Consider the following 18,561-nt stretch of genomic DNA (forward strand, 5'->3'; position numbering starts at 1 on the left):
GCCGGGATGACCACATTTGTCACCGTCGATCTCCTCGAACGGGTCCGTGAGCGCCTTGCCGAGCATCCGGGTGTCCCTGATGCCGCGCAACTGGCGGCCGCGATCCGCACCGAAGCAGGCGGTGTGCTCGCCGACACCGACCTGCTCCGGGCTCTGCGCCTGCTGCAGACCGAGATGACCGGCGCGGGGCTGCTCGAACCGTTACTGCACGATCCCCTGGTCGCTGACGTGCTCGTCACTGCTCCGGATTCGGTGTGGGTCGACCGTGGCCGCGGGCTGGAGTTGACCGAGGTGCGATTCGCCGACGAGGCTGCGGTTCGCCGGCTCGCCCAGCGTCTGGCGCTAGCCGCGGGCCGCCGCCTCGACGACGCTCAACCCTGGGTCGACGGCAAACTCGCCGGAACCGAAGCCACGCTCGGTGATGCGTTCGGCGTCCGGCTGCACGCCGTCCTCGCCCCCGTCGCCCACGACGGAACATGCCTATCCCTTCGCGTACTCCGCCCGGCAACCCAGGGCCTCGACGCACTGGCTGCCGCGGGCTCGATTCCACCGGACGCCCGCGCACTGCTCGGCGACATCGTCCGCGCCCGCCTCGCATTCCTGGTCGTAGGTGGCACGGGCGCAGGAAATACGGCACTCTGGTTGTGGCACACTTCGACTCATGACCCGCAAGATTGCCACTCAGGGCAAGATCACCGTCCTACGTATCGCCATCTACCTGCGTATTTCCCAGGACCGCACTGGCGAAGGGCTCGGCGTTACGCGCCAGGAAACCGACTGTCGCAAGCTCGCCGAACGTCTGGCGACGGAGCGCGGCGTGGCTCTCCATGTGGAGGTTTTCACCGACAACGACACCTCCGCCTACAGCGGCAAGCGACGCAAGGACTACGAGCGGCTGACTGTTTCGATCGACGCAGGGCAGTTCGACATGGTTCTCACCTGGCACCCGGACCGCCTGCACCGCTCGCCGCTCGAGCTGGAGCACTTCATCACTCTCATTGAGCGCACCAAGACCGAGGTTCAGACCGTCCAGGCTGGCCTATGGGACCTGACCACGCCATCGGGCCGGATGATCGCTCGGCAGCTTGGGGCGGTGGCACGGTACGAGTCCGAGCACAAGGGCGAGAGGATCAAGGCGGCGCGTATCCAGGGAGCCCTGGCGGGCAAGTTCCACGGAGGGATGCGCCCCTACGGTTTCGAGTCGGACGGCGTTACGGTCAGGCCGGACGAATCCCGCGAGATCGTGCGGATGTATGAGGAGGTCGTGGCCGGGGTGTCGCTGCGCCAGATTGTCCTGGAGCTCAATCGGCACGGCGTCCCGACGGCTACTCAGCGCGGGCCGTGGACCTCCGTCGCTGTCCGCGACATCATCAAGCGCCACCGTAACGCCGGGTGGTCCTCGCACCTGGGGGAAGTCGTCGGCAAGGCGGAATGGCCCGCGCTGGTCAGCGAGGACATTTGGCACGCGGCGAATGCTGTACTCAATGATCCGGCCCGCCGGACCACACCGGGCAACACACCGCGCTGGCTAGGCTCAGGGGTGTACCTGTGCGGTGTCTGCGGCATTGCCCAGCTACGGGCGGGGGTGTCCGGCAGGGGACGGCGACCGTCCTATCGGTGCGCCGCGCGGGAGCTGACCGCAGTCAGCCATGTCAGCCGGGACGCGGGCCAGGTTGACGACCTCGTAGAAAAGACGATGGTGGCCCGGCTCGAGCGTCCAGGCGAACTGGCCGAATTAGTAGACGAACACGGCTCGGCGGGAGTCGATGTTGCGGCGCTGCGGCTGGAGCAAGCGACGCTGCGGCAACGCCTAGACGCGGTGGCGGGTCTGTTCGCAGCCGGGGAGGTCGACGCGCGCCAGCTCGCTACCGCGTCGGCGACCCTCAAGGCGGAGGTTTCTGAGATCGAAACGACGCTCGCATCATTGGGCATGCGTTCGCCGCTGGCAGCGCTGGAGGGCCGCGACATTCGCACCGCCTGGTTCGGCATTGACGACGACCGGACCGACGGTCTCAGTCTCGGCCACCGTCGTGCCATTGTGGAAAAGCTACTGACCGTGACCGTGCTGCCCGCGCCGAAGGGACGGCGGGCCTCCGGCGCGTACTTCGATCCGAATTTCATCAAGCTGGAATGGAAGCGATAGCACTGCCCCGCCAGCAGATACAGGACGACCCCGGAGCCACGTGCGTGATTCCGGGGTCGTTCGTCGTTGTCGGCAAGGCGGTCAGGTCGTGACTGCGACCTCCGGGGCAACGGCGGTGACCTTCGCGACCGCCTTGCGCGTGCGGTCCGAATCCACACCGGCCACCACCGGCAGCGCTGTCCGCCACAACCGGGCCGCGTCCTCGTGCCGTCCCAGTTTCCAGCGCAGTAGTCCGGTCTCGATTTCACTCAGCGCGCGAATCCGGGTGTGCGTCTCGGGGTTCCAAGCAACCACGCTCATATGCAAGTGCCGCTCGGCCTCACTCAGATCACCGAGCGCGGCGAACGCTTTCGACGCCTGTCGGCCGATAGACGCCTTGTTCGGGCAGAACAGCGACAGCCAGCGCGGGAGTTCGGTGGTCGTGGTCGGGGTGAGCCACGGTTCTATCCTGCGCAGTGTTTCCCGCGCTGCGCGATGGTCTCCGCCTTCCGCGTACGTCCGAGCGAGAGCGACATCGAATACCGCCATCGCATCGACATCGACGTGACCGCGTGCCCGCGACACTGCGCGCTCGGCCAGTTCGATGCTGTGCTGCGGCATGCCCACGTCGCCCGCGTGCAAGGCGATGATCCGCAGCACGAAACCATCCTGACCGGGCACGCCGGACTCTTCGGCCAACCGCAGCGCGGCCAGGAAGTACCGCAGCGCCGCCCCGTCCGCGCCGACATCGTGCGAGCTGAACCCGATTGCGTAGGCCAGTTCCGCAGCCGCGCTGAACGCTTCGGCGCGCACCTGGGCATCGGTGAACCGGGATCGCAGCAGCGCGGAGACATCGGTGGACAGGAACGCCGTCATGGCGGTGCGACCGGCACCCCCGCCGCGCACCTCATCGAACCGCAGCAGCGCGTCTGTCACCCCACGCACCGCAGCCACGTCAGCCGCGCCGGTGCCGGTGCCGTCGCCGATTGCCGCCAGGCGCGCGTGTTCGGGCATCGGCAGCAAGGCCGTGGCCGCGAGTGAGGCGCTGTAGGCAGCAGAGCGGAGAAACCCCCGCCGGTCCAGGTCGGCACGGCCCAGCGCTTCGGCCGTCGTCACCGCGTCCAGCGGGCCGCACGCACCCCGGTACGCCTTCACCACATCGGCAGTAGGTACCCGTCGTCCGGTCTCGTAGTGGCCCAGTGCAGCCCGGCTGTAGGCCACTCGGTCAGCTAGTTCGGTCAGGCTGAACCCCGCTGCCTCACGGGCCGCGCGGAGCTGTGCCCCGACGACGGCGGGGGGTGGGCCGGATTCCATACAACACACGGTAGCCGTGCAATGGAGTTGTAGACGCGCTGTAGCCGAAGAACGGTTCTACCTGGCACCTGTCGGCGGAAAGCTTGGTCTCAGCCCCGCCGCCGGGTAGTGAACCGGCCCGGTACCGGTTCCCCGGCGGCGGGCGCACGACCCACCAGGGGGACCGATGAGCGACGCGATCAAACCTCAGCTCGATGAGCTGAACGAACGGGCCGCGCTGCGCTCGCTAGCGATCCGCAAGGCGCACGAACCGCCGTACGGGTGGGAGTTGTACAGCCCGTACCGGGTGGTCGTCACGGGGTCGCTGGAGAACGTGGCCGCGTGGCTGACCGCAGCCGAACAGCGCGACGGGGAGACCCTGCCGATACGCATGATCGGGATGCGGGCGGACGGGTGATGACCGCGCTCGGTTTCGCCATCGCGATCGGCCTGCCGCTGCTCGTGCTGTTCGGGGTGATCGTGTGGCCCGAACCGATTCCACCCGAACGCACGGTGGACGCGATCCGGGCACGGCTGGAGGCTGAGACCGAACGGAATCGGGTTCGCCGCCGACCGCCGCCGTGGTGATCTCTCTGGCGGGGCGTTGCTGGTTGGCGAGGAAGTGAGGAGTACCCCGTACCGCTAAGCACGGGAACACTCCTGAACGCTCGCGCTCTCCGTATGGGTATGTAGAGGCAGTCTTTTCGTTCGGCATGCACGCGGCCGGGGCCGCCGGGACTGGGATATTTCAAGGGACCGGTACGACAGCCAGCCGTCCCCGTCCGAGTCCGCCTTAACCGGGTCGGTCCCTTGAATCGGAAATAGCCGTACCCGTTTCCAGGTACGGCAAGCTAATCCCGCTATCTAGGCTGGTCTTTCACAGCGACCGGGGACGGCACCGAGGGCGAGTCGGCCCACCCGTATTACTCCACGGGCGCAGGGAGGTGATTTATTTGAGGAGATTCCTCATGTGCGCAGACATCACCGCAGTCCGCCCGTGCCGTATCGGTGGGTCGCGACTGCCGTGCTGGCTGTTTCGCTGAAATGGTGACCTGACGGTCCGGGGGCGACCATGACGGTCTAGAAGTTCAGGCAGCTACGTCGGACGTGCGCACCATGTCGGCGCGCTTGCGTGGTGTGCTGCTACGTGGCGTTAGACCAGTTCGGAGTAGGTTCGCGATCGCCGCGCGCTGGCTAGCCGACAGCGGGGGAGCTTGGTCTACTACGGCCTTGATGTATTCATCCCAATCGTTCACCGGGCGTAACTCGTCTGGATTACTTCGACCGCCTTAGGGAGTTCTTCGGCATCAATCCGAAATCGCTGCGGTCCGACCCTGAAACCCGTCAACCGGCCCGCATGAATCCAGTTGCGAATGGTCTGCGGCGTAACGCCGATCATTTCCCCGGCCTGCTTCGTAGAAACAAGTCCATCGACCGGTTTAGCGATCATGTTGCCGTCCTCATATTCAGTTGTGAGTGTCGTTAGTCCCGCCGCCCACGTTCGGGCGACCTGTCCCTAGCATCATTCCCTGCCTTTTCGGCTTGATCCAGATCATTACACCCTTGGGGTGACGAGCGGCACATAAATTCAGCGCGGCTATACGCATATCGGACCAACAAACCGCCTGGAGACCCGTACGCACGGCGATCACCTGAGAGGTCCGCTGCCGCCCTGACCACCGGGGGGAGGGCCCCCGGCACCCCGAGGAATCCTCGGAAGTCGTATCGACCGCGAGCAACAGGGCGGTGCGGGTGCTCCGTGCAGGCCGGGCGGGGGGTGGTCCCCCAGGGGGTGACGCGACAGGCATGGCAGCTCGGCACCACGTCAGCGCTGGGCGAGCGGTAGCCCACTGGCTCGACTGGACCGGGCAGGAACATCGACGCGCCGCGCTCGGCGAGCGGTTACGCGGAACTGTCAGCGCCGAAATATCAAGCTGAGCTGTGCAAACGCTGGTCAGCAACACTGGAGTTAAGTGTGTCTTTTCTCGGTTGCTGTGAAAACTACGCTCCTCTCCGCGCTGCTCGCCGCGGTGGACCCGGCCGAACGAATCATCTGCGTCGAAGACGCCGCCGAACTGGCCCCCGTGCATCCTCATGTCGTGCGACTGGTCGCCCGGACCGCGAATGTCGAAGGCGTAGGTGCTGTTACGGTCCGCGACCTGGTCCGCCAGGCATTGCGTATGCGACCCGATCGGATAGTCGTCGGCGAGGTCCGCGGTGCCGAAGTCGTCGACCTGCTGACCGCGCTCAATACCGGCCACGACGGCGGTGCGGGCACAGTCCACGCCAACTCGCCGCAGGAAGTTCCCGCCCGGCTGGAAGCCCTGGCTGCTCTCGGCGGCATGGACCGCGCCGCCCTGCACAGCCAGCTGGCCGCCGCGGTCCAGGTAGTCCTCCACGTCCACCGCCGCTCCGACGGAACCCGCGCCCTCCTCGAAATCGGTGTCCTCCAACGTGATTCCGACGGTGTCCACATCGCCGCGGCCTGGCGGCCGGACAGCCACCCGACCCCCGCGGCCGCCGAACTCCAACGACTACTCGAGGTGCGACTCGGATGAGCGAACTCATCGCGGAGCTGGTTTCACCGCCAGATCGGCGCCTATGCGACCGAATCAGATCAGTGGGCGCGGGGATTCGTTGGTCGAGCCGCCGCTCGAGGCGGTCGGCGCGTAGTGACCGAGCAGCAGGTTTCGTCTCGAGGATGGTGAGCTCGTGGGTAGTGCTTTGCTCTGTTGTGCGGTCGCGGTGCTGGTGCTTCCAGTGGCGGGCGGGCAGCGGCGGTTCGCGGGCCTGTTCGGCGCGGGCGGGCGTAGTGCGGCGGGGCGGGTGCCTGTGGAGTGGTGTGCAGGAATCGCATTGGGGTGCACGGCATTCGCGTTCGGCCCTGGCGCCGGCCTGGCAGCTCTCATGCTCGGAGCCACGGTGGCAGCGCGGAAGCGTCGCGGTCGAGGTGACCGCGAACGACGCCGGGAATGTGGACACTTGCTGGCCGGTCTCGAAGCCGTGGTCGGCGAGCTCCGCGTCGGCGCCCACCCGAGCGCGGCGGCCGAATCCGCCGCAGGCGAGTCGCGCGGCGAAGCCGCACGCGTATTGGCGATCAGCGCGGGCCGCAGCCGCCTCGGCGGCTCCGGCGCCGATGCCTTGGTACAGCCGGATTCGATTGTCGCCGAAGAACTGTCGAGGGTCGCCGCCGCTTGGCGAGTAGCCGAGGAACACGGCCTTGCGCTGGCGGAACTGCTCTCGGCCACCAGATCGGACCTACTGGGCCGGATCCGCTTCCGAGACCGTACCGAGGCTGCCCTCGCCGGCGCCCGAGCATCGGCCACCGTCCTGGCCGGCCTCCCCTTGGTAGGGATCGGCCTGGGTCAACTGATGGGCGCGGCCCCGCTCACCATCCTGTTCACCACTGCGGCGGGCGAGCTATTGCTCCCGCTGGGCGCGGCCCTCGCCTGCTGTGGACTGCTGTGGACAGATGTCATCACCCGCAAGAGCACGGCTTGACCGCACCTCGCAGCGGTTGGCAGAAGTGGCCGTCGATCCGAATGTCTGCGGACAGATGTGAACGCCCGACAAGACCACAGGGTGACCGCGAGGTGCCCGGCGGGTCGGCCCGGATCGGGTGTGGACAGGTGTGGATCAAACTTCGAGGAGGGGATTGGCTGTGCAGGGGATGGTTGGTGCTGCTTCGCCGGCGGCGTTGTTGGTGGCGGCGGTGGCGATCGTGTTGTTGCCTGGGCGGGTTGCCGTCAGCCGACGGGTGCGTGCGCTCGGCCCGCCACCAGTCGGTGTCTCCGGAGCGACCGGCGGCGCCGCGAAGGTCGATCCGCTCGGGTCCGCGTCCGCATTCGATCTGCTGGCCGCTTGTCTCCGGGCGGGACTGCCGATGGCCGCGGCCGCGCGTGCGAGTGCGCCGACAGCGCCGCCGGTCCTTCAGGCCGCATTGCTCAGGGCCGCAGACCTTCTCGTGCTGGGCGCCGACCCAGCGACGGCATGGGAGCGGGCAGCCGCGGATGCCGTCGGGTCGGTCGGCGCCGACGAGGTGGAGTCGCTGGCCAGGATGGCACGCCGTTCGGCCCGCTCCGGTGCCTCGCTGGCCGCGGCGGTCGGCGAACTGGCCACGCAGCGCCGCGAAGCCGTGGAAGACGCCGCCGTCGCGCGCGCCGAACGCGCGGGCGTGCTGATCGGCGGACCGCTCGGCCTGTGCTTCCTGCCCGCTTTCGTCTGTCTCGGCATCGTCCCGGTCGTCATCGGCCTGGCCGACCGAGTGCTCGGCGACGGAGGCCTGCTGTGACCGGCCTCGACGAGGCCACCGAATCTTCACCGAGCGGAGCAGCCGCGCGGTGCAACCAGAGAGGGGATCACGATGACGTTCGTCCACACGGTATACACGGAGGCCCGCACCCGATTCACGCGTCTGCTGATCGACGACGACGGCATGTCCACGGCAGAATACGCAATCGGCACTATCGCCGCGGCGGCCTTCGGGGCAGTGCTCTATGGGGTGGTCACGGGGGACAGCATCGTCAACGCGCTGACCGGCATCATCGACAAGGCGCTCAACACGAGCGTGTAAACAACTGCGAGACAAGCACTTTCGGGTCCGACACGGGCGCGGTGACGGTCGAGGCCGCCATCGCCCTCGCGGCCTTGGTGTGCGCTGTTGCCCTGTGCATCGGCGCCCTCTTCGCCGGATCCACCCAGGTCCGCTGCACCGACGCGGCCCGCGAGGCCGCCCGGTTGGCCGCTCGCGGTGACGCTTCGCGGGCGATCACCGCGGGCAAGGCCGTTGCCCCTCCTGGCGCGACCGTCGAACTTCGTGCCGAAGGCGATCGAGTCGTGGCCACCGTCTCCGCGAACACCCCACTGCTCCCCGGCCTGCGCCTTCGCGCCGAAGCCGTGGCCGTCACCGAGCCGGGAGTGCAACCGTGACGGCCAGGCGCGACAGGGCAGTGTGGCGCGGTCTGGCTGGGGACCGTGGTGGGGCGACGGTGTTCGTGTGTGTGGCGTTGGCCGGGTTGATCTGCCTGACGTTGTTGGTGGGGCAAGTGGGTGGGGTGGTGGTGGCTCGGCATCGGGCGCAGGGGGCCGCTGATCTGGGGGCGTTGGCCGCGGCGGGGGTGTTGGCGGAGGGTGCGGAGTCGGGATGTGGGGAGGCCGGGGAGATTGCTCGGCGGATGGGGGTTCGGGTGCGGCGGTGCGCGGTCGCGCAGTGGGATGTTGTTGTCGATGTCGAGGCGAATGTGTCGGCCGGAGTGTTCGGCGTGCGCACTGTGCGGGCTTCGGCACGGGCTGGTCCGGTAGAAGAGAATGAGTGACCAGGAAGTGTTATCACTGGTCGGTGGATGTTCCGCCCGAACCAATTCGGAATTCAGCGCCGAGCGTGTTTGCGCATTCTTTGATCCCGCCCAGAAAAAAATGAAAAGTATTGGTGCGGTGGTACCGGCGGTTCCGGTTGGCTATGGGCCAGTTAATAGAAACGTGGTCCTTTTTAATCGGACACTGAGTGCCTGCGAACATATCATCGCTGGTCAACGCTAATTCGGACGAGTGACCAGCATTCTTTGAGTGAGGTGTATCGGCGGTCACGTGTCATGCGTCAGGACATCACGAGTCCGCGGGCTGGTCACCATGGGCCCGAAGCTCGCCGAGAACGGCGGCCAGCAAGCGTCCGGCGGCATCCTTGTCCAGGGGGTTGTTGCCGTTGCCACACTTGGGCGACTGCACACACGAGGGACACCCCTCCTGGCACGCGCAGCTGCGGATCACGCTCAATGTGGCGGCCAGCCAGGCTGTGAGCTGGGCGAATCCGCGCTCGGCGAAGCCGGCACCGCCGGGCTGCCCGTCGTAGACGAACACCGTCGGCGCACCCGTATCGGGATGTTCGGCGATCGAGACACCGCCGATGTCCCACCGGTCGCAGCCCGCGACCAGGGGCAACATGCCGATGGCCGCGTGCTCGGCCGCGTGCAAAGCGCCGGGCAGCTGTTTGTCGGAGATGTCGGCGGCGGCGAGCAGGCGGGGTGTGACGGTATAGAGAACAGCCTTGGTGTGGAGGGTGTGCGCGGGCAGATCGAGCTCCACCTGGTCGAGCACCTCACCGGTCACCAGGGTCCGCAGGTAGCCGACAACCTGGTTGGTGACCGCGACCTGCGCGGATGCCGCGGTGACCGCGCCGAGCACCCGCTCCTCGATTACCCCTTCGACGGTGATCGAGGTGATCTGCCGGGAGCTGGTGGTGAAGCCGGGATCCACCTCGTTGACGAACGCGACGCCACCCTCGAGGTCGAGTTCGTCGACGAGATAGGTCTCGCCCTGGTGCAGGTGGACAGCCCCGGTATGCAGGGTGGCCGGGGCCCGGCCCGCGTCGGCGGTGCCGAGTAGGCGCCCGGTTTCGGCGTCGACGATCGCGACCGGCGACCCGAGCCCACCGCGCACATCCACGTCGTCGTGCGGGTGGGTATGCGCGGTGACGTGCCAGCGAGCACCCGCGCCACGGGTGCTCGGCCTGCGCCGGATCAAGCCTTGTTCGGCCAGGTCCGCGAGTACTTCGTCAGCTCTGAACTCGCTCACCTCTTCGTCGGTGAGCGGCAGTTCCATCGCGGCGCAGAGAAGCTGGGGGCCGAGAATATAGGGGTTGTACGGGTCGGTGATGGTGGCCTCGATCGGCCGGTCGAGCAGTGCATCCGGGTGATGCACCAGGTAGGTGTCGAGCGGGTCGTCGGTAGCCACGAGTACCACCAGCGAACCCTGCAACCGCCTGCCCGCTCGCCCTGCCTGCTGCCAGAACGAGGCGACCGTCCCGGGAAAACCGGCGATGACCACGGCATCGAGGCCCGCGATGTCGACGCCGAGTTCGAGGGCGTTGGTACTGGCCGCGCCGAGCAATGTCCCCCGCGACAGCGACTGCTCCAGCTCGCGCCGGTCCTGGGCCAGATATCCAGCCCGGTAAGCGGCAACCCGTTCCTGCAGTTCAGGGGCAGTTTCAGCAAGCACACGACGGGCATCCAGCGCGATCAGCTCCGCACCGCGCCGTGAGCGAACGAAGGTGAGCGTCCGGGCTCCCTCGGTGACCAGTGCCGCCATGATCTTGGCCGCCTCGCTGGTAGCGGTGCGTCGCACCGGCGCCCCGTTCTCCCCGGCCTGCGTCGCACTCAGCGGCGGTTCCCACAGCGCGACAGTGCGGGCACCGCGTGGCGAGCCGTCCTCGGTGACCGCGACGACCGGCGCCCCGATCAGCCTGCTCGCCGACGCTGCCGGGTCGGCGCTGGTGGCCGAGCACAGGACAAACACCGGATCGGCGCCGTAGAACCGCGCGAGCCTGCGCAGCCTGCGCAGCACCAGCGCGACATGCGAACCGAACACTCCTCTATATGCATGGCATTCGTCGACGACCACATACCGCAGGTTGCGCAGCACCCGCGCCCAGCGCTGATGCGAGCGGAGAATCCCGACGTGCAGCATGTCGGGATTGGTGAAAATCCAGCGCGCGTTGGCCCGCACCCACTGCCTGACCTCGGCGGGAGTGTCGCCGTCATAGCTCGCCGGATGCGCCTCCCGCAGCGGATTGTCATGGATCAGGCTGCCGACGGCGCGGAGTTGATCGGCGCCGAGCGCCTTGGTGGGGGAGAGGTACAGCGCGGTGGCGCGCGGGTTGTCGTGCAGCGCGGTGAGCACCGGCAACTGGTATCCGAGCGATTTCCCTGATGCGGTTCCCGTGCTCACCACAACGTGGTTTCCGGTCGCCGCGAGATCGGCCGTGCGGGTCTGGTGTTCCCACGGTAGTTCGATGCCTTGCGCGTCCAGTGCTGTGACCAGCGCCGATGGCACCCATTCCGGCCACGCCGTGGTGCTGGCACGCTGCGCGGGCAGCTCCGCAACGTGGGTCAGCGGGTTGGCGCCTGCAGCCGCTTCGGTCAGGACACGATTCAGCAACGATCGACCGTAGCTCTCGCTCGTATCGCGCGCTCGGACCTCGGTCCGGTCTGTCGGATTCATCCAGTCCTCCTCTCACGCGACACGAGAAGTGTGAAACGTGTGTGTGCGACAACCACTACCTGGGATTTCGTAACCCAGTAGCGATCTGGGTCACAGCATGTTTGCTAGAAGCTCACTCGGTTATCAAGAAGCAAACAGACCAAAAGTACGGATACACCCAATCTGTCCCTTACCTGCACATTCGCAAGATCAGGAATTTTGCAAATAGTCGGTAACTCGACTGTCGAATTGCTCAGAGACATGGTTCACTGGGTCTCGGTCGCAAGCTTCTGTGTTCGAGGGACGGATCCAAGGTCCAAACCATCAGCAGGATCGTTGTTGCGAACGCCGTGCTCAGGATTTCCTTGCAGGGGGACCAACGGTACAGCGGTCGGAACGGGCCCGGTGGACGAACCCAGTTGTCCGCCGTTTCCGGTAGAAAGAGAAGGAAACAGAATGGCACAGGGAACTGTGAAGTGGTTCAACGCGGAGAAGGGGTTCGGCTTCATCGCGCCCGAGGACGGCTCAGCTGACGTCTTCGTCCACTACTCGGAGATCCAGGGCACGGGCTTCCGTACCCTCGAGGAAAACCAGAAGGTCGAATTCGAGGTCGGCCAGGGCACCAAGGGCCCCCAGGCTACCGGCGTTCGCGCGCTCTCCTGAGCTGCGAAACACAACAACGCCTCATCCCCCACCTCCGCATGCGGAGGTGGGGGATGAGTCATTTCCGGGTAGCATCGCCCAGGACAGCGCCCGCGACGGCAAGCGCCGCAAATGCCTCTACCCCCAGTGCGCAGGGTATAAACGTCACTGATGGTGATGTCCGAACATCACTGTCAGCCCCAGCCGCGCACCGAGCGGACCTCCCGACGCGCGGATCAAGAAGGAAGGTGTTCGCCGGTGGCAACACGAGACCGCAGTTCAGCCGAACAGGGCCGACCCCTGCGTCGTCTCGTGATCGTCGAGTCGCCGACGAAGGCCCGCAAGATCGCGCCGTATCTGGGTCGTAACTACACCGTCGAGGCCTCGGTGGGCCACATCCGTGACTTGCCGCGCGGTGCCGCCGACGTGCCTGCCAAATACAAGGGGCAGTCGTGGGCGCGCCTCGGTGTCGACGTCGATCACGACTTCGAGCCGATCTATGTGGTGAACCCGGATAAGAAGGCCAAGGTCGCCGAGCTCAAGAGCTTGCTGGCCGACGCCGACGAGCTCTACCTCGCCACCGACCCCGACCGCGAAGGCGAGGCGATCGCGTGGCACCTGCTCGAAACGCTCAAGCCGAAGGTCCCGGTTCGCCGGATGGTCTTCCACGAGATCACCGAGCCTGCCATCCTCGCCGCCGCCGCCGACACGCGCGAGCTCGATAACGACCTGGTCGACGCCCAGGAAACCCGCCGCATCCTCGACCGCCTCTACGGCTACGAAGTCTCCCCGGTGCTGTGGAAGAAGGTGATGCCGCGGCTGTCCGCCGGTCGCGTGCAGTCCGTCGCCACCCGGGTGATCGTGCAGCGGGAGCGCGAGCGCATCGCGTTCCGCTCCGCCGGGTACTGGGATATCGCCGCCAAGCTCGACGCCGGTCCCGATGAGAAGTCCGATTCGGCCAATCCGCGCACGTTCGGCGCGCGCCTCGTGCAGGTGCAGGGCGACCGTGTCGCCTCCGGTCGTGACTTCGGTTCCGACGGCCGGCTCAAGTCGGCCACCGGTGTGGTCGTTCTCGACGAGGCCTATGCCCGCAGGCTGGCCGAGGCGCTCGACGGTGCCGCGCTCGAGGTCAGCTCGGCCGAGGCCAAGCCGTACACGCGTAAGCCGTATCCGCCGTTCATGACCTCCACGTTGCAGCAGGAAGCGGGCCGCAAGCTGCGGTTCACCTCCGAGCGCACGATGCGGGTCGCGCAGCGGCTGTACGAAAACGGCTACATCACCTACATGCGTACCGACTCCACGACACTGTCGGAGTCGGCCATCGCGGCGGCACGCTCGCAGGCGACCCAGCTCTACGGCGCGGAGTACGTCTCGCCGACGCCGCGCCAGTACACCCGCAAGGTCAAGAACGCGCAGGAGGCGCACGAGGCGATCCGTCCCTCGGGTGACACGTTCATGACGCCCGGCCAGCTGGCCTCGAAGGTCGACAACGACGAGTTCAAGCTCTACGAGATGATCTGGCAGCGCACGGTCGCCTCGCAGATGGTCGACGCGCGCGGCACCACGCTGACCCTGCGCATCACCGGCACCGCGCGGACCGGCGAGGAGTGCGTGTTCTCGTCCTCGGGCCGCACCATCACCTTCGCCGGATTCCTCAAGGCCTACGTCGAGAGTGTGGACGAGGAGGCGGGCGGCCAGTCCGACGACGCCGAATCTCGTTTGCCCGCACTGGAAGAGGGCCAGAGCGTCACCGCCGTCGAGCTCAACCCCGACGGCCACAGCACCAACCCGCCCGCCCGCTACACCGAAGCCTCGCTGATCAAGACGCTGGAAGACCTCGGCATCGGCCGTCCGTCGACCTACTCCTCGATCATCAAGACAATCCTCGATCGCGGGTATGTCTACAAGCGCGGCAGTGCGCTCGCCCCGGCCTGGGTGGCGTTCGCCGTGATCGGTCTGCTCGAGGCCTACTTCGGTCGGCTTGTCGACTTCGACTTCACCGCCGCGATGGAAGACGATCTCGACGCGATCGCCGGTGGACGCGAGCAGCGCGGAAACTGGTTGTCCAGCTTCTACTTCGGTGGCGATCACGGTGCCGAGGGCTCGGTCGCGCGTTCGGGTGGCCTCAAGAAGATGGTCTCCGTGCAGCTCGACGATATCGATGCGCGCGAAGTGAACTCGATCAAGATGTTCGTCGACGAGCAGGGCCGCGATGTCGTGGTCCGTGTCGGACGTTTCGGTCCGTATCTCGAGCGGATGGTCATCAATCCCGATGACCCCGAAGGTGATCGGATCTCGCAGCGGGCGAACCTGCCCGACGATCTGCCGCCGGACGAGCTGACGCCCGAGGTTGCCGAGAAGTTGTTCTCGACGCCGCAGGAGGGCCGCTCGCTCGGCGTCGATCCGGTGTCGGGGAACGAAATCGTCGCCAAGGAAGGACGTTTCGGCCCGTACGTCACCGAGGTGCTGCCCGAGCCGCCCGCGCCCGACCCGGACGCGGCCCCGGCGAAGAAGACCAAGAAGGCCGCGGAGGTCAAGCCGCGCACCGGTTCGCTGTTCAAGTCGATGGATCTGGCCGAGATCACCATCGACGACGCGCTGATGCTGCTCTCGCTGCCCCGGGTGGTCGGCAACGATCCCACCTCGGGCGAGGAGATCACCGCGCAGAACGGCCGCTACGGCCCGTATCTGAAGAAGGGCACCGACTCTCGCTCGCTGGCGACCGAGGATCAGCTGTTCTCCGTCACTCTCGAAGAGGCGCTCAAGCTCTACGCCGAGCCCAAGCGTCGCGGACGTCAGGCCTCGGCCGCGGCACCGCTGCGTGAGCTGGGCAACGACTCCGCCACGGACAAGCCGATGGTGATCAAGGACGGCCGCTTCGGTCCGTACGTCACCGACGGCGAGACCAATGCCAGCCTGCGCAAGGGCGACGAGGTCGAGTCGATCACCGACGAGCGCGCCTCCGAGTTGCTGGCCGATCGCCGGGCGCGTGGTCCGGTGAAGAAGGCGGCGAAGAAGACGACCGCGAAGAAGGCGGCCAAGAAGGCGCCCGCGAAGAAGGCGGCGGCGAAGTCGACCGCGACCAAGACGGCCACCAAGACGGCCACCAAGACCGCGGCCAAGAAGACGGCCGCGAAGAAGACGGCCGCCAAGAAGGCTCCGGCGAAGAAATCCGCTGGGACAGAAGAGGATTGAGCGGTCAGCTGTGAGGCGGCCCGGCCGTACGGAAACCCTGTCGGACCTCGCGGCTAGGGTGTAGCGCGTGGCAGGTGTCTTCGATCGACTGGTCGGCCAGGACGTGGTCGAGACCGGGCTGGCCGCTGCCGCGAAGGCGGCGCGGGCCGGTGTGGTCACCGGGGCGATGACGCATTCGTGGCTGTTCACCGGGCCGCCCGGTTCGGGGAGGTCCGTCGCGGCGCTGTGTTTCGCGGCGGCGCTGCAGTGCACCGATCCCGATATCGTCGGCTGCGGGAAGTGTCACGCGTGCACCACGACGATGGCCGGTACCCACGGCGACGTGCGGCGCATCATCCCCGAGGGTCTGAGCATCAGCACCAAGGAAATGCGGGCGATCGTGCAGATCGCGGCCCGCCGCCCGAGTACCGGTCGCTGGCAGGTCGTGGTCGTCGAAGACACCGACCGCCTCACCGAGGGCGCCGCCAATGCCCTGCTCAAAGTGGTCGAAGAACCACCGGACCGCACCGTCTTCCTGCTGTGCGCCCCCACCGTCGACCCCGAGGACATCTCCGTCACCCTGCGCTCGCGCTGCAGGCACGTACACCTCGTGACCCCGACCGTTCCCGCTATCGCACAGGTCCTGCGCGAGCGCGACCAACTCGATCCGAAAACCGCGGACTGGGCCGCCTCGGTGAGCGGCGGTCACGTCGGCCGCGCCCGCCGCCTCGCCACCGACGAAGACGCCCGCCAACGACGCAAGCGCGCCCTCGCCCTGGTCATCGCGACCGAGCGCCCCGGCGCCGCCTACGCCGCCGCCGACGAGCTGGTGAAATCCGCCGACGACGAAGCCAAGCTGATGAGCGCCGACCGCGACGACCGCGAACGCGACGAACTAGCCACCGCCCTCGGTGCCGGCGGCACCGGCAAGGGCTCCGCCTCGGCCACCCGCGGTTCGGCCGGTGTTCTCAAAGACCTCGAGCGCCGCCAGAAATCCCGCGCCACCCGCACCGGCCGCGACGCACTCGACCGCGCCCTCATCGACATCGCGGGCATGTACCGCGACGCCCTCGCCATGCGCTTCGCGGGCCGCGGCACCCCCATCACCCTCACCCACCCCGACATGGCCGACGAGATCACCGCCCTCGCCACCAACGTCCGCCCCGAAGGCCTGCTCCGCAGCATCGACGCCGTCCTGGCCTGCCGCGAAGCCCTCGACCTCAACGTGAAACCCCGCTTCGCCATCGCCGCCATGACCGCCACCCTCATCACCGCCCGCACCACCTGACCACCCGTTTTCGCGTTCTACCCCTTCCCGCGATAGACTCGCGTCGCCGAAATGGCACGCCGCCTTAGCTCAGTCGGTAGAGCGCTTCACTCGTAATGAAAAGGTCGGGGGTTCGATTCCCCCAGGCGGCTCCAGTCGGAAAGCGGTCCTAACCGGCCGCTTTCCGCCCCTTCCTTCTCTTGCTCCGAGTTCGCCCCTTCCTTCTCTTGCTCCGAGTTGGGGCAGAACCAGTCTTGTCACGCTTTGTCACAAGGCCCTCCCACTGCCCGCCGCCGACTTCAGTGCATCGTTCTGTGAATGTACGTAGGTGCGCATGGTGAACGCGCTGTCAGCGTGCCCCAGCCACTCCGAGATGACCGCGATCGGCACCCCTCGAGGTGCATCAGGGTCCCGCAGGTATGGCGTGCGTCATGCAGTTGAATCCGGTGCAGGCGCTGGCTCCCGCGTCCTGGTGGGAATCGACCGCGGTGCAGCTGACTCTGCTGTTCGGCATGATCCTGGCACTGGGCGGCTACGGGTTCACCGGGATGGTCAAGTCCTGGCGGCTGCCGGATCGGCTACCCGCGCGAGTGCTGTTGTGCGCGACGGTGATCGGCATCGTGGGCACGGTCGTCCAGCTCGGCTATATCCTCACCACCCGCGCAACCTACTTCGGCCGCACGGCACTGCAACTGATCGCCCTCGGCGCCGTGGTGGCGCTCGGTTTCGTGCTCGCCCGTGCCCGTCACATGCTGGTCGGCACGAGCGTCGGTGGGCGGGCTCGATGGGCCCTCTTGGTCTGCGGTGGAGCAGGTTTCGTGCTCTGGGCACTGTATCGGGGCTTGCTGCTCCCCTGAACCGACGAGAAAGGCCCCCGAGGTCGAGGGCCTTCTTCGCGGTTACTCCTGAGCCGATCGCCGTTGATCGGTCTCAGGAGAACTGACTCGGGTCAGTGGGCGGCGACGTTGCGGCGGGTGGCCCGAGAGTTCATGGAGCTATGCAGGACCTGGCGCAGCACGGCGTCGAAGGCGTCGGTGTCCTCGACATTGCTGAGGTGGCCGTGCGGCAGCACATGGAAATCGGCTAGATAGCCGGTGCGGCGCAGGGTGTCGACGATCGGGCGCGAAAGGCGCTGCGGGAGCAGCCGGTCCCTGGCGCTGGCGATCACGGTGGTCGGCACATTCAGGTTGGCGGTGCCGGCCGACAGATCCATGTCGGCCATGGCGGCGGCGTGGCGGCCACGCGCGACCGGACGGCAGGAGCGGAAGATGCCCATCGCGAAGTCGACCTCGTCGGCGGTGGCCTCGGGGGTGAGAATGCGACTGCGGAGAACCTGCTGGGTTAACCAGCCGCCGGGAATCGGCAGCGGGGCGAACAGCAGCGACTCGCTGACCGGCTGCGGCATCCGCACCGGCGCGCCGAGCAGGGTGACCGGGTACTGCGCGACGGTGAGCTGCTTGTTCAGCAGCGGCAGCATGTCGGTTTCCCAGCGGATCGCGGCATTGGCGGTGTTGGCGAGCAGCACGGCGGACGCGCGCCGCGAGACCTGCTCGGGGTAATGCTTGGCCCAGGCCTGGACGGTGAGCCCGCCCATGCTGTGCCCGGCCAGGACGGCCTTCTCGTCCCCACGCAGCGTCGCGTCGAGGACGGCGGCCAGGTCGTCGGCCAGGGTGTGTTCGCTGGGGGCGGCGGTGCCGAGGGTGGATTCGCCGTGGCCACGCTGGTCGTAGCTGACCACGCGGTACTCGCCGGCGAAGGCGGTGATCTGCGGGTTCCAGTATTCGATACTGCACGCCCAGCCATGGATGAGGACCAGGGTGGGGGCGGTATCGGGACCGTAGACGTGGACCCGGAGCTGTGCTCCGTCCGCGGTGGTCACCGGGACGACCCGGTGCTCGGCTATGGGGGCGTTGAGTTTCGCGGTCGCGAAACTGCGGGTCCGCAGCGCGGTGCGGAACTGTGCGGTCAGTGCGCCGGTCTCGAACTGAGAGACCATGGATCGCGCTGCCGCGAGCGTCATCTTCGACTTCGCAAGCATTGTCGGCACTCCTTTGTGTCGTAGGCCACCGTACAGTGCAAGCAGACGTGC

Annotated in this window: 16 protein-coding genes, 1 tRNA gene and 3 pseudogenes; 15 read left to right on the forward strand and 5 right to left on the reverse strand. The window is 67.2% G+C overall.

Translation table 11 applies throughout. The features are described 5' to 3' along the window. Nucleotides 1-6 precede the first annotated feature (6 nt). Together ACTWPB_RS01760 and ACTWPB_RS01765 are read left to right on the forward strand one after the other, a co-directional pair. A pseudogene (locus ACTWPB_RS01760) lies at nucleotides 7-675 on the forward strand (ATPase, T2SS/T4P/T4SS family); the annotation flags it as partial. Then, nucleotides 662-2,143 (forward strand): recombinase family protein, encoded by a 1,482-nt coding sequence (locus ACTWPB_RS01765; RefSeq protein ID WP_446224001.1) that lies wholly within the window; start codon nucleotides 662-664, stop codon nucleotides 2,141-2,143. The pseudogene ACTWPB_RS01760 and the gene ACTWPB_RS01765, both read left to right, overlap by 14 nt. An 81-nt stretch (nucleotides 2,144-2,224) precedes the next feature. Here the strand turns inward: ACTWPB_RS01765 and ACTWPB_RS01770 are convergent, their stop codons facing one another. Continuing rightward, complete coding sequence (locus tag ACTWPB_RS01770) at nucleotides 2,225-3,436, reverse strand: helix-turn-helix domain-containing protein (RefSeq protein WP_446224002.1); 1,212 nt, start codon at nucleotides 3,434-3,436, stop codon at nucleotides 2,225-2,227. A gap of 166 nt (nucleotides 3,437-3,602) precedes the next feature. Between ACTWPB_RS01770 and ACTWPB_RS01775 the strand changes: the two genes are divergently transcribed. Together ACTWPB_RS01775 and ACTWPB_RS01780 are read left to right on the forward strand one after the other, a co-directional pair. Then, nucleotides 3,603-3,833, forward strand: a complete 231-nt coding sequence (locus ACTWPB_RS01775) for a hypothetical protein (RefSeq protein ID WP_446224003.1) — start codon at nucleotides 3,603-3,605, stop codon at nucleotides 3,831-3,833. Continuing rightward, a complete protein-coding gene (locus tag ACTWPB_RS01780) occupies nucleotides 3,833-4,003 on the forward strand; it encodes a hypothetical protein (RefSeq protein ID WP_446224004.1) in 171 nt (56 codons plus the stop codon). The genes ACTWPB_RS01775 and ACTWPB_RS01780 overlap by 1 nt, the downstream gene beginning before the upstream one ends. A gap of 664 nt (nucleotides 4,004-4,667) precedes the next feature. Here the strand turns inward: ACTWPB_RS01780 and ACTWPB_RS01785 are convergent. Further along, nucleotides 4,668-4,865 (reverse strand): excisionase family DNA-binding protein, encoded by a 198-nt coding sequence (locus ACTWPB_RS01785; RefSeq protein ID WP_446224005.1) that lies wholly within the window; start codon nucleotides 4,863-4,865, stop codon nucleotides 4,668-4,670. Between the two features lie 541 nt (nucleotides 4,866-5,406). On the opposite strand from ACTWPB_RS01785, the pseudogene ACTWPB_RS01790 reads away from it, so the two are divergent. The 6 genes and pseudogenes from ACTWPB_RS01790 to ACTWPB_RS01815 all read left to right on the forward strand — a co-directional run. Next, a pseudogene (locus ACTWPB_RS01790) lies at nucleotides 5,407-5,973 on the forward strand (CpaF family protein); the annotation flags it as partial. A 154-nt stretch (nucleotides 5,974-6,127) separates the two neighbouring features. Then, nucleotides 6,128-6,916: a type II secretion system F family protein gene (locus ACTWPB_RS01795; protein ID WP_446224006.1), complete on the forward strand. Its 789-nt coding sequence runs from the start codon at nucleotides 6,128-6,130 to the stop codon at nucleotides 6,914-6,916. A 169-nt stretch (nucleotides 6,917-7,085) separates the two neighbouring features. Next, on the forward strand, nucleotides 7,086-7,706 hold the full coding sequence (locus tag ACTWPB_RS01800; RefSeq protein WP_446226205.1) for a type II secretion system F family protein: 621 nt from the start codon (nucleotides 7,086-7,088) through the stop codon (nucleotides 7,704-7,706). Between the two features lie 72 nt (nucleotides 7,707-7,778). Then, entirely contained in the window at nucleotides 7,779-7,988 is a 210-nt protein-coding gene (locus ACTWPB_RS01805; RefSeq protein ID WP_446224007.1) for a DUF4244 domain-containing protein, read from the forward strand. Nucleotides 7,989-8,029: 41 nt separating this feature from the next. Then, complete coding sequence (locus ACTWPB_RS01810; RefSeq protein WP_446224008.1) at nucleotides 8,030-8,344, forward strand: TadE family type IV pilus minor pilin; 315 nt, start codon at nucleotides 8,030-8,032, stop codon at nucleotides 8,342-8,344. Beyond that, on the forward strand, nucleotides 8,341-8,730 hold the full coding sequence (locus ACTWPB_RS01815) for an Rv3654c family TadE-like protein (RefSeq protein WP_446224009.1): 390 nt from the start codon (nucleotides 8,341-8,343) through the stop codon (nucleotides 8,728-8,730). The genes ACTWPB_RS01810 and ACTWPB_RS01815 overlap by 4 nt, the downstream gene beginning before the upstream one ends. 289 nt (nucleotides 8,731-9,019) lie before the next feature. On the opposite strand, the gene ACTWPB_RS01820 is transcribed toward ACTWPB_RS01815, so the two are convergent. After that, nucleotides 9,020-11,410 carry a DEAD/DEAH box helicase gene (locus tag ACTWPB_RS01820; RefSeq protein WP_446224010.1) on the reverse strand — a complete coding sequence of 797 codons (2,391 nt, stop codon included), beginning with the start codon at nucleotides 11,408-11,410 and terminating at the stop codon, nucleotides 9,020-9,022. A gap of 435 nt (nucleotides 11,411-11,845) precedes the next feature. Here ACTWPB_RS01820 and ACTWPB_RS01825 point away from each other — a divergent pair, with 435 nt between their 5' ends. The 4 genes from ACTWPB_RS01825 (at nucleotide 11,846) to ACTWPB_RS01840 (ending at nucleotide 16,627) form a co-directional block, all read left to right on the forward strand. Next, nucleotides 11,846-12,052 (forward strand): cold-shock protein, encoded by a 207-nt coding sequence (locus ACTWPB_RS01825; protein WP_019044597.1) that lies wholly within the window; start codon nucleotides 11,846-11,848, stop codon nucleotides 12,050-12,052. 237 nt (nucleotides 12,053-12,289) lie between these two features. Then, nucleotides 12,290-15,226: a type I DNA topoisomerase gene (topA, locus tag ACTWPB_RS01830; protein WP_446224011.1), complete on the forward strand. Its 2,937-nt coding sequence runs from the start codon at nucleotides 12,290-12,292 to the stop codon at nucleotides 15,224-15,226. 67 nt (nucleotides 15,227-15,293) lie between these two features. Continuing rightward, nucleotides 15,294-16,493 (forward strand): DNA polymerase III subunit delta', encoded by a 1,200-nt coding sequence (locus tag ACTWPB_RS01835; RefSeq protein WP_446224012.1) that lies wholly within the window; start codon nucleotides 15,294-15,296, stop codon nucleotides 16,491-16,493. A 58-nt stretch (nucleotides 16,494-16,551) separates the two neighbouring features. Beyond that, nucleotides 16,552-16,627, forward strand: a tRNA-Thr gene (locus ACTWPB_RS01840). Between the two features lie 14 nt (nucleotides 16,628-16,641). Here the strand turns inward: ACTWPB_RS01840 and ACTWPB_RS01845 are convergent. Next, a pseudogene (locus ACTWPB_RS01845) lies at nucleotides 16,642-16,924 on the reverse strand (tyrosine-type recombinase/integrase); the annotation flags it as partial. Here ACTWPB_RS01845 and ACTWPB_RS01850 point away from each other — a divergent pair. Next, entirely contained in the window at nucleotides 16,904-17,329 is a 426-nt protein-coding gene (locus ACTWPB_RS01850) for a hypothetical protein (RefSeq protein WP_446224013.1), read from the forward strand. The pseudogene ACTWPB_RS01845 and the gene ACTWPB_RS01850 overlap by 21 nt on opposite strands. Nucleotides 17,330-17,421: 92 nt before the next feature. Here ACTWPB_RS01850 and ACTWPB_RS01855 read toward each other — a convergent pair whose 3' ends face one another. Further along, nucleotides 17,422-18,510 (reverse strand): alpha/beta fold hydrolase, encoded by a 1,089-nt coding sequence (locus tag ACTWPB_RS01855; RefSeq protein WP_446224014.1) that lies wholly within the window; start codon nucleotides 18,508-18,510, stop codon nucleotides 17,422-17,424. Nucleotides 18,511-18,561: the final 51 nt, after the last annotated feature.

The sequence above is a fragment of the Nocardia sp. IBHARD005 genome, assembly GCF_052814245.1.

Excerpts from the sequence above, each read along its gene's own strand:
- ACTWPB_RS01765 (WP_446224001.1), top strand. The coding sequence starts at position 662 with ATGACCCGCAAGATTGCCACTCAGGGCAAGATCACCGTCCTACGTATC.
- ACTWPB_RS01770 (WP_446224002.1), bottom strand. The coding sequence starts at position 3,436 with ATGGAATCCGGCCCACCCCCCGCCGTCGTCGGGGCACAGCTCCGCGCG.
- ACTWPB_RS01775 (WP_446224003.1), top strand. The coding sequence starts at position 3,603 with ATGAGCGACGCGATCAAACCTCAGCTCGATGAGCTGAACGAACGGGCC.
- ACTWPB_RS01780 (WP_446224004.1), top strand. The coding sequence starts at position 3,833 with ATGACCGCGCTCGGTTTCGCCATCGCGATCGGCCTGCCGCTGCTCGTG.
- ACTWPB_RS01785 (WP_446224005.1), bottom strand. The coding sequence starts at position 4,865 with ATGATCGCTAAACCGGTCGATGGACTTGTTTCTACGAAGCAGGCCGGG.
- ACTWPB_RS01800 (WP_446226205.1), top strand. The coding sequence starts at position 7,086 with ATGGTTGGTGCTGCTTCGCCGGCGGCGTTGTTGGTGGCGGCGGTGGCG.
- ACTWPB_RS01805 (WP_446224007.1), top strand. The coding sequence starts at position 7,779 with ATGACGTTCGTCCACACGGTATACACGGAGGCCCGCACCCGATTCACG.
- ACTWPB_RS01820 (WP_446224010.1), bottom strand. The coding sequence starts at position 11,410 with ATGAATCCGACAGACCGGACCGAGGTCCGAGCGCGCGATACGAGCGAG.
- ACTWPB_RS01825 (WP_019044597.1), top strand. The coding sequence starts at position 11,846 with ATGGCACAGGGAACTGTGAAGTGGTTCAACGCGGAGAAGGGGTTCGGC.
- ACTWPB_RS01850 (WP_446224013.1), top strand. The coding sequence starts at position 16,904 with ATGCAGTTGAATCCGGTGCAGGCGCTGGCTCCCGCGTCCTGGTGGGAA.
- ACTWPB_RS01855 (WP_446224014.1), bottom strand. The coding sequence starts at position 18,510 with ATGCTTGCGAAGTCGAAGATGACGCTCGCGGCAGCGCGATCCATGGTC.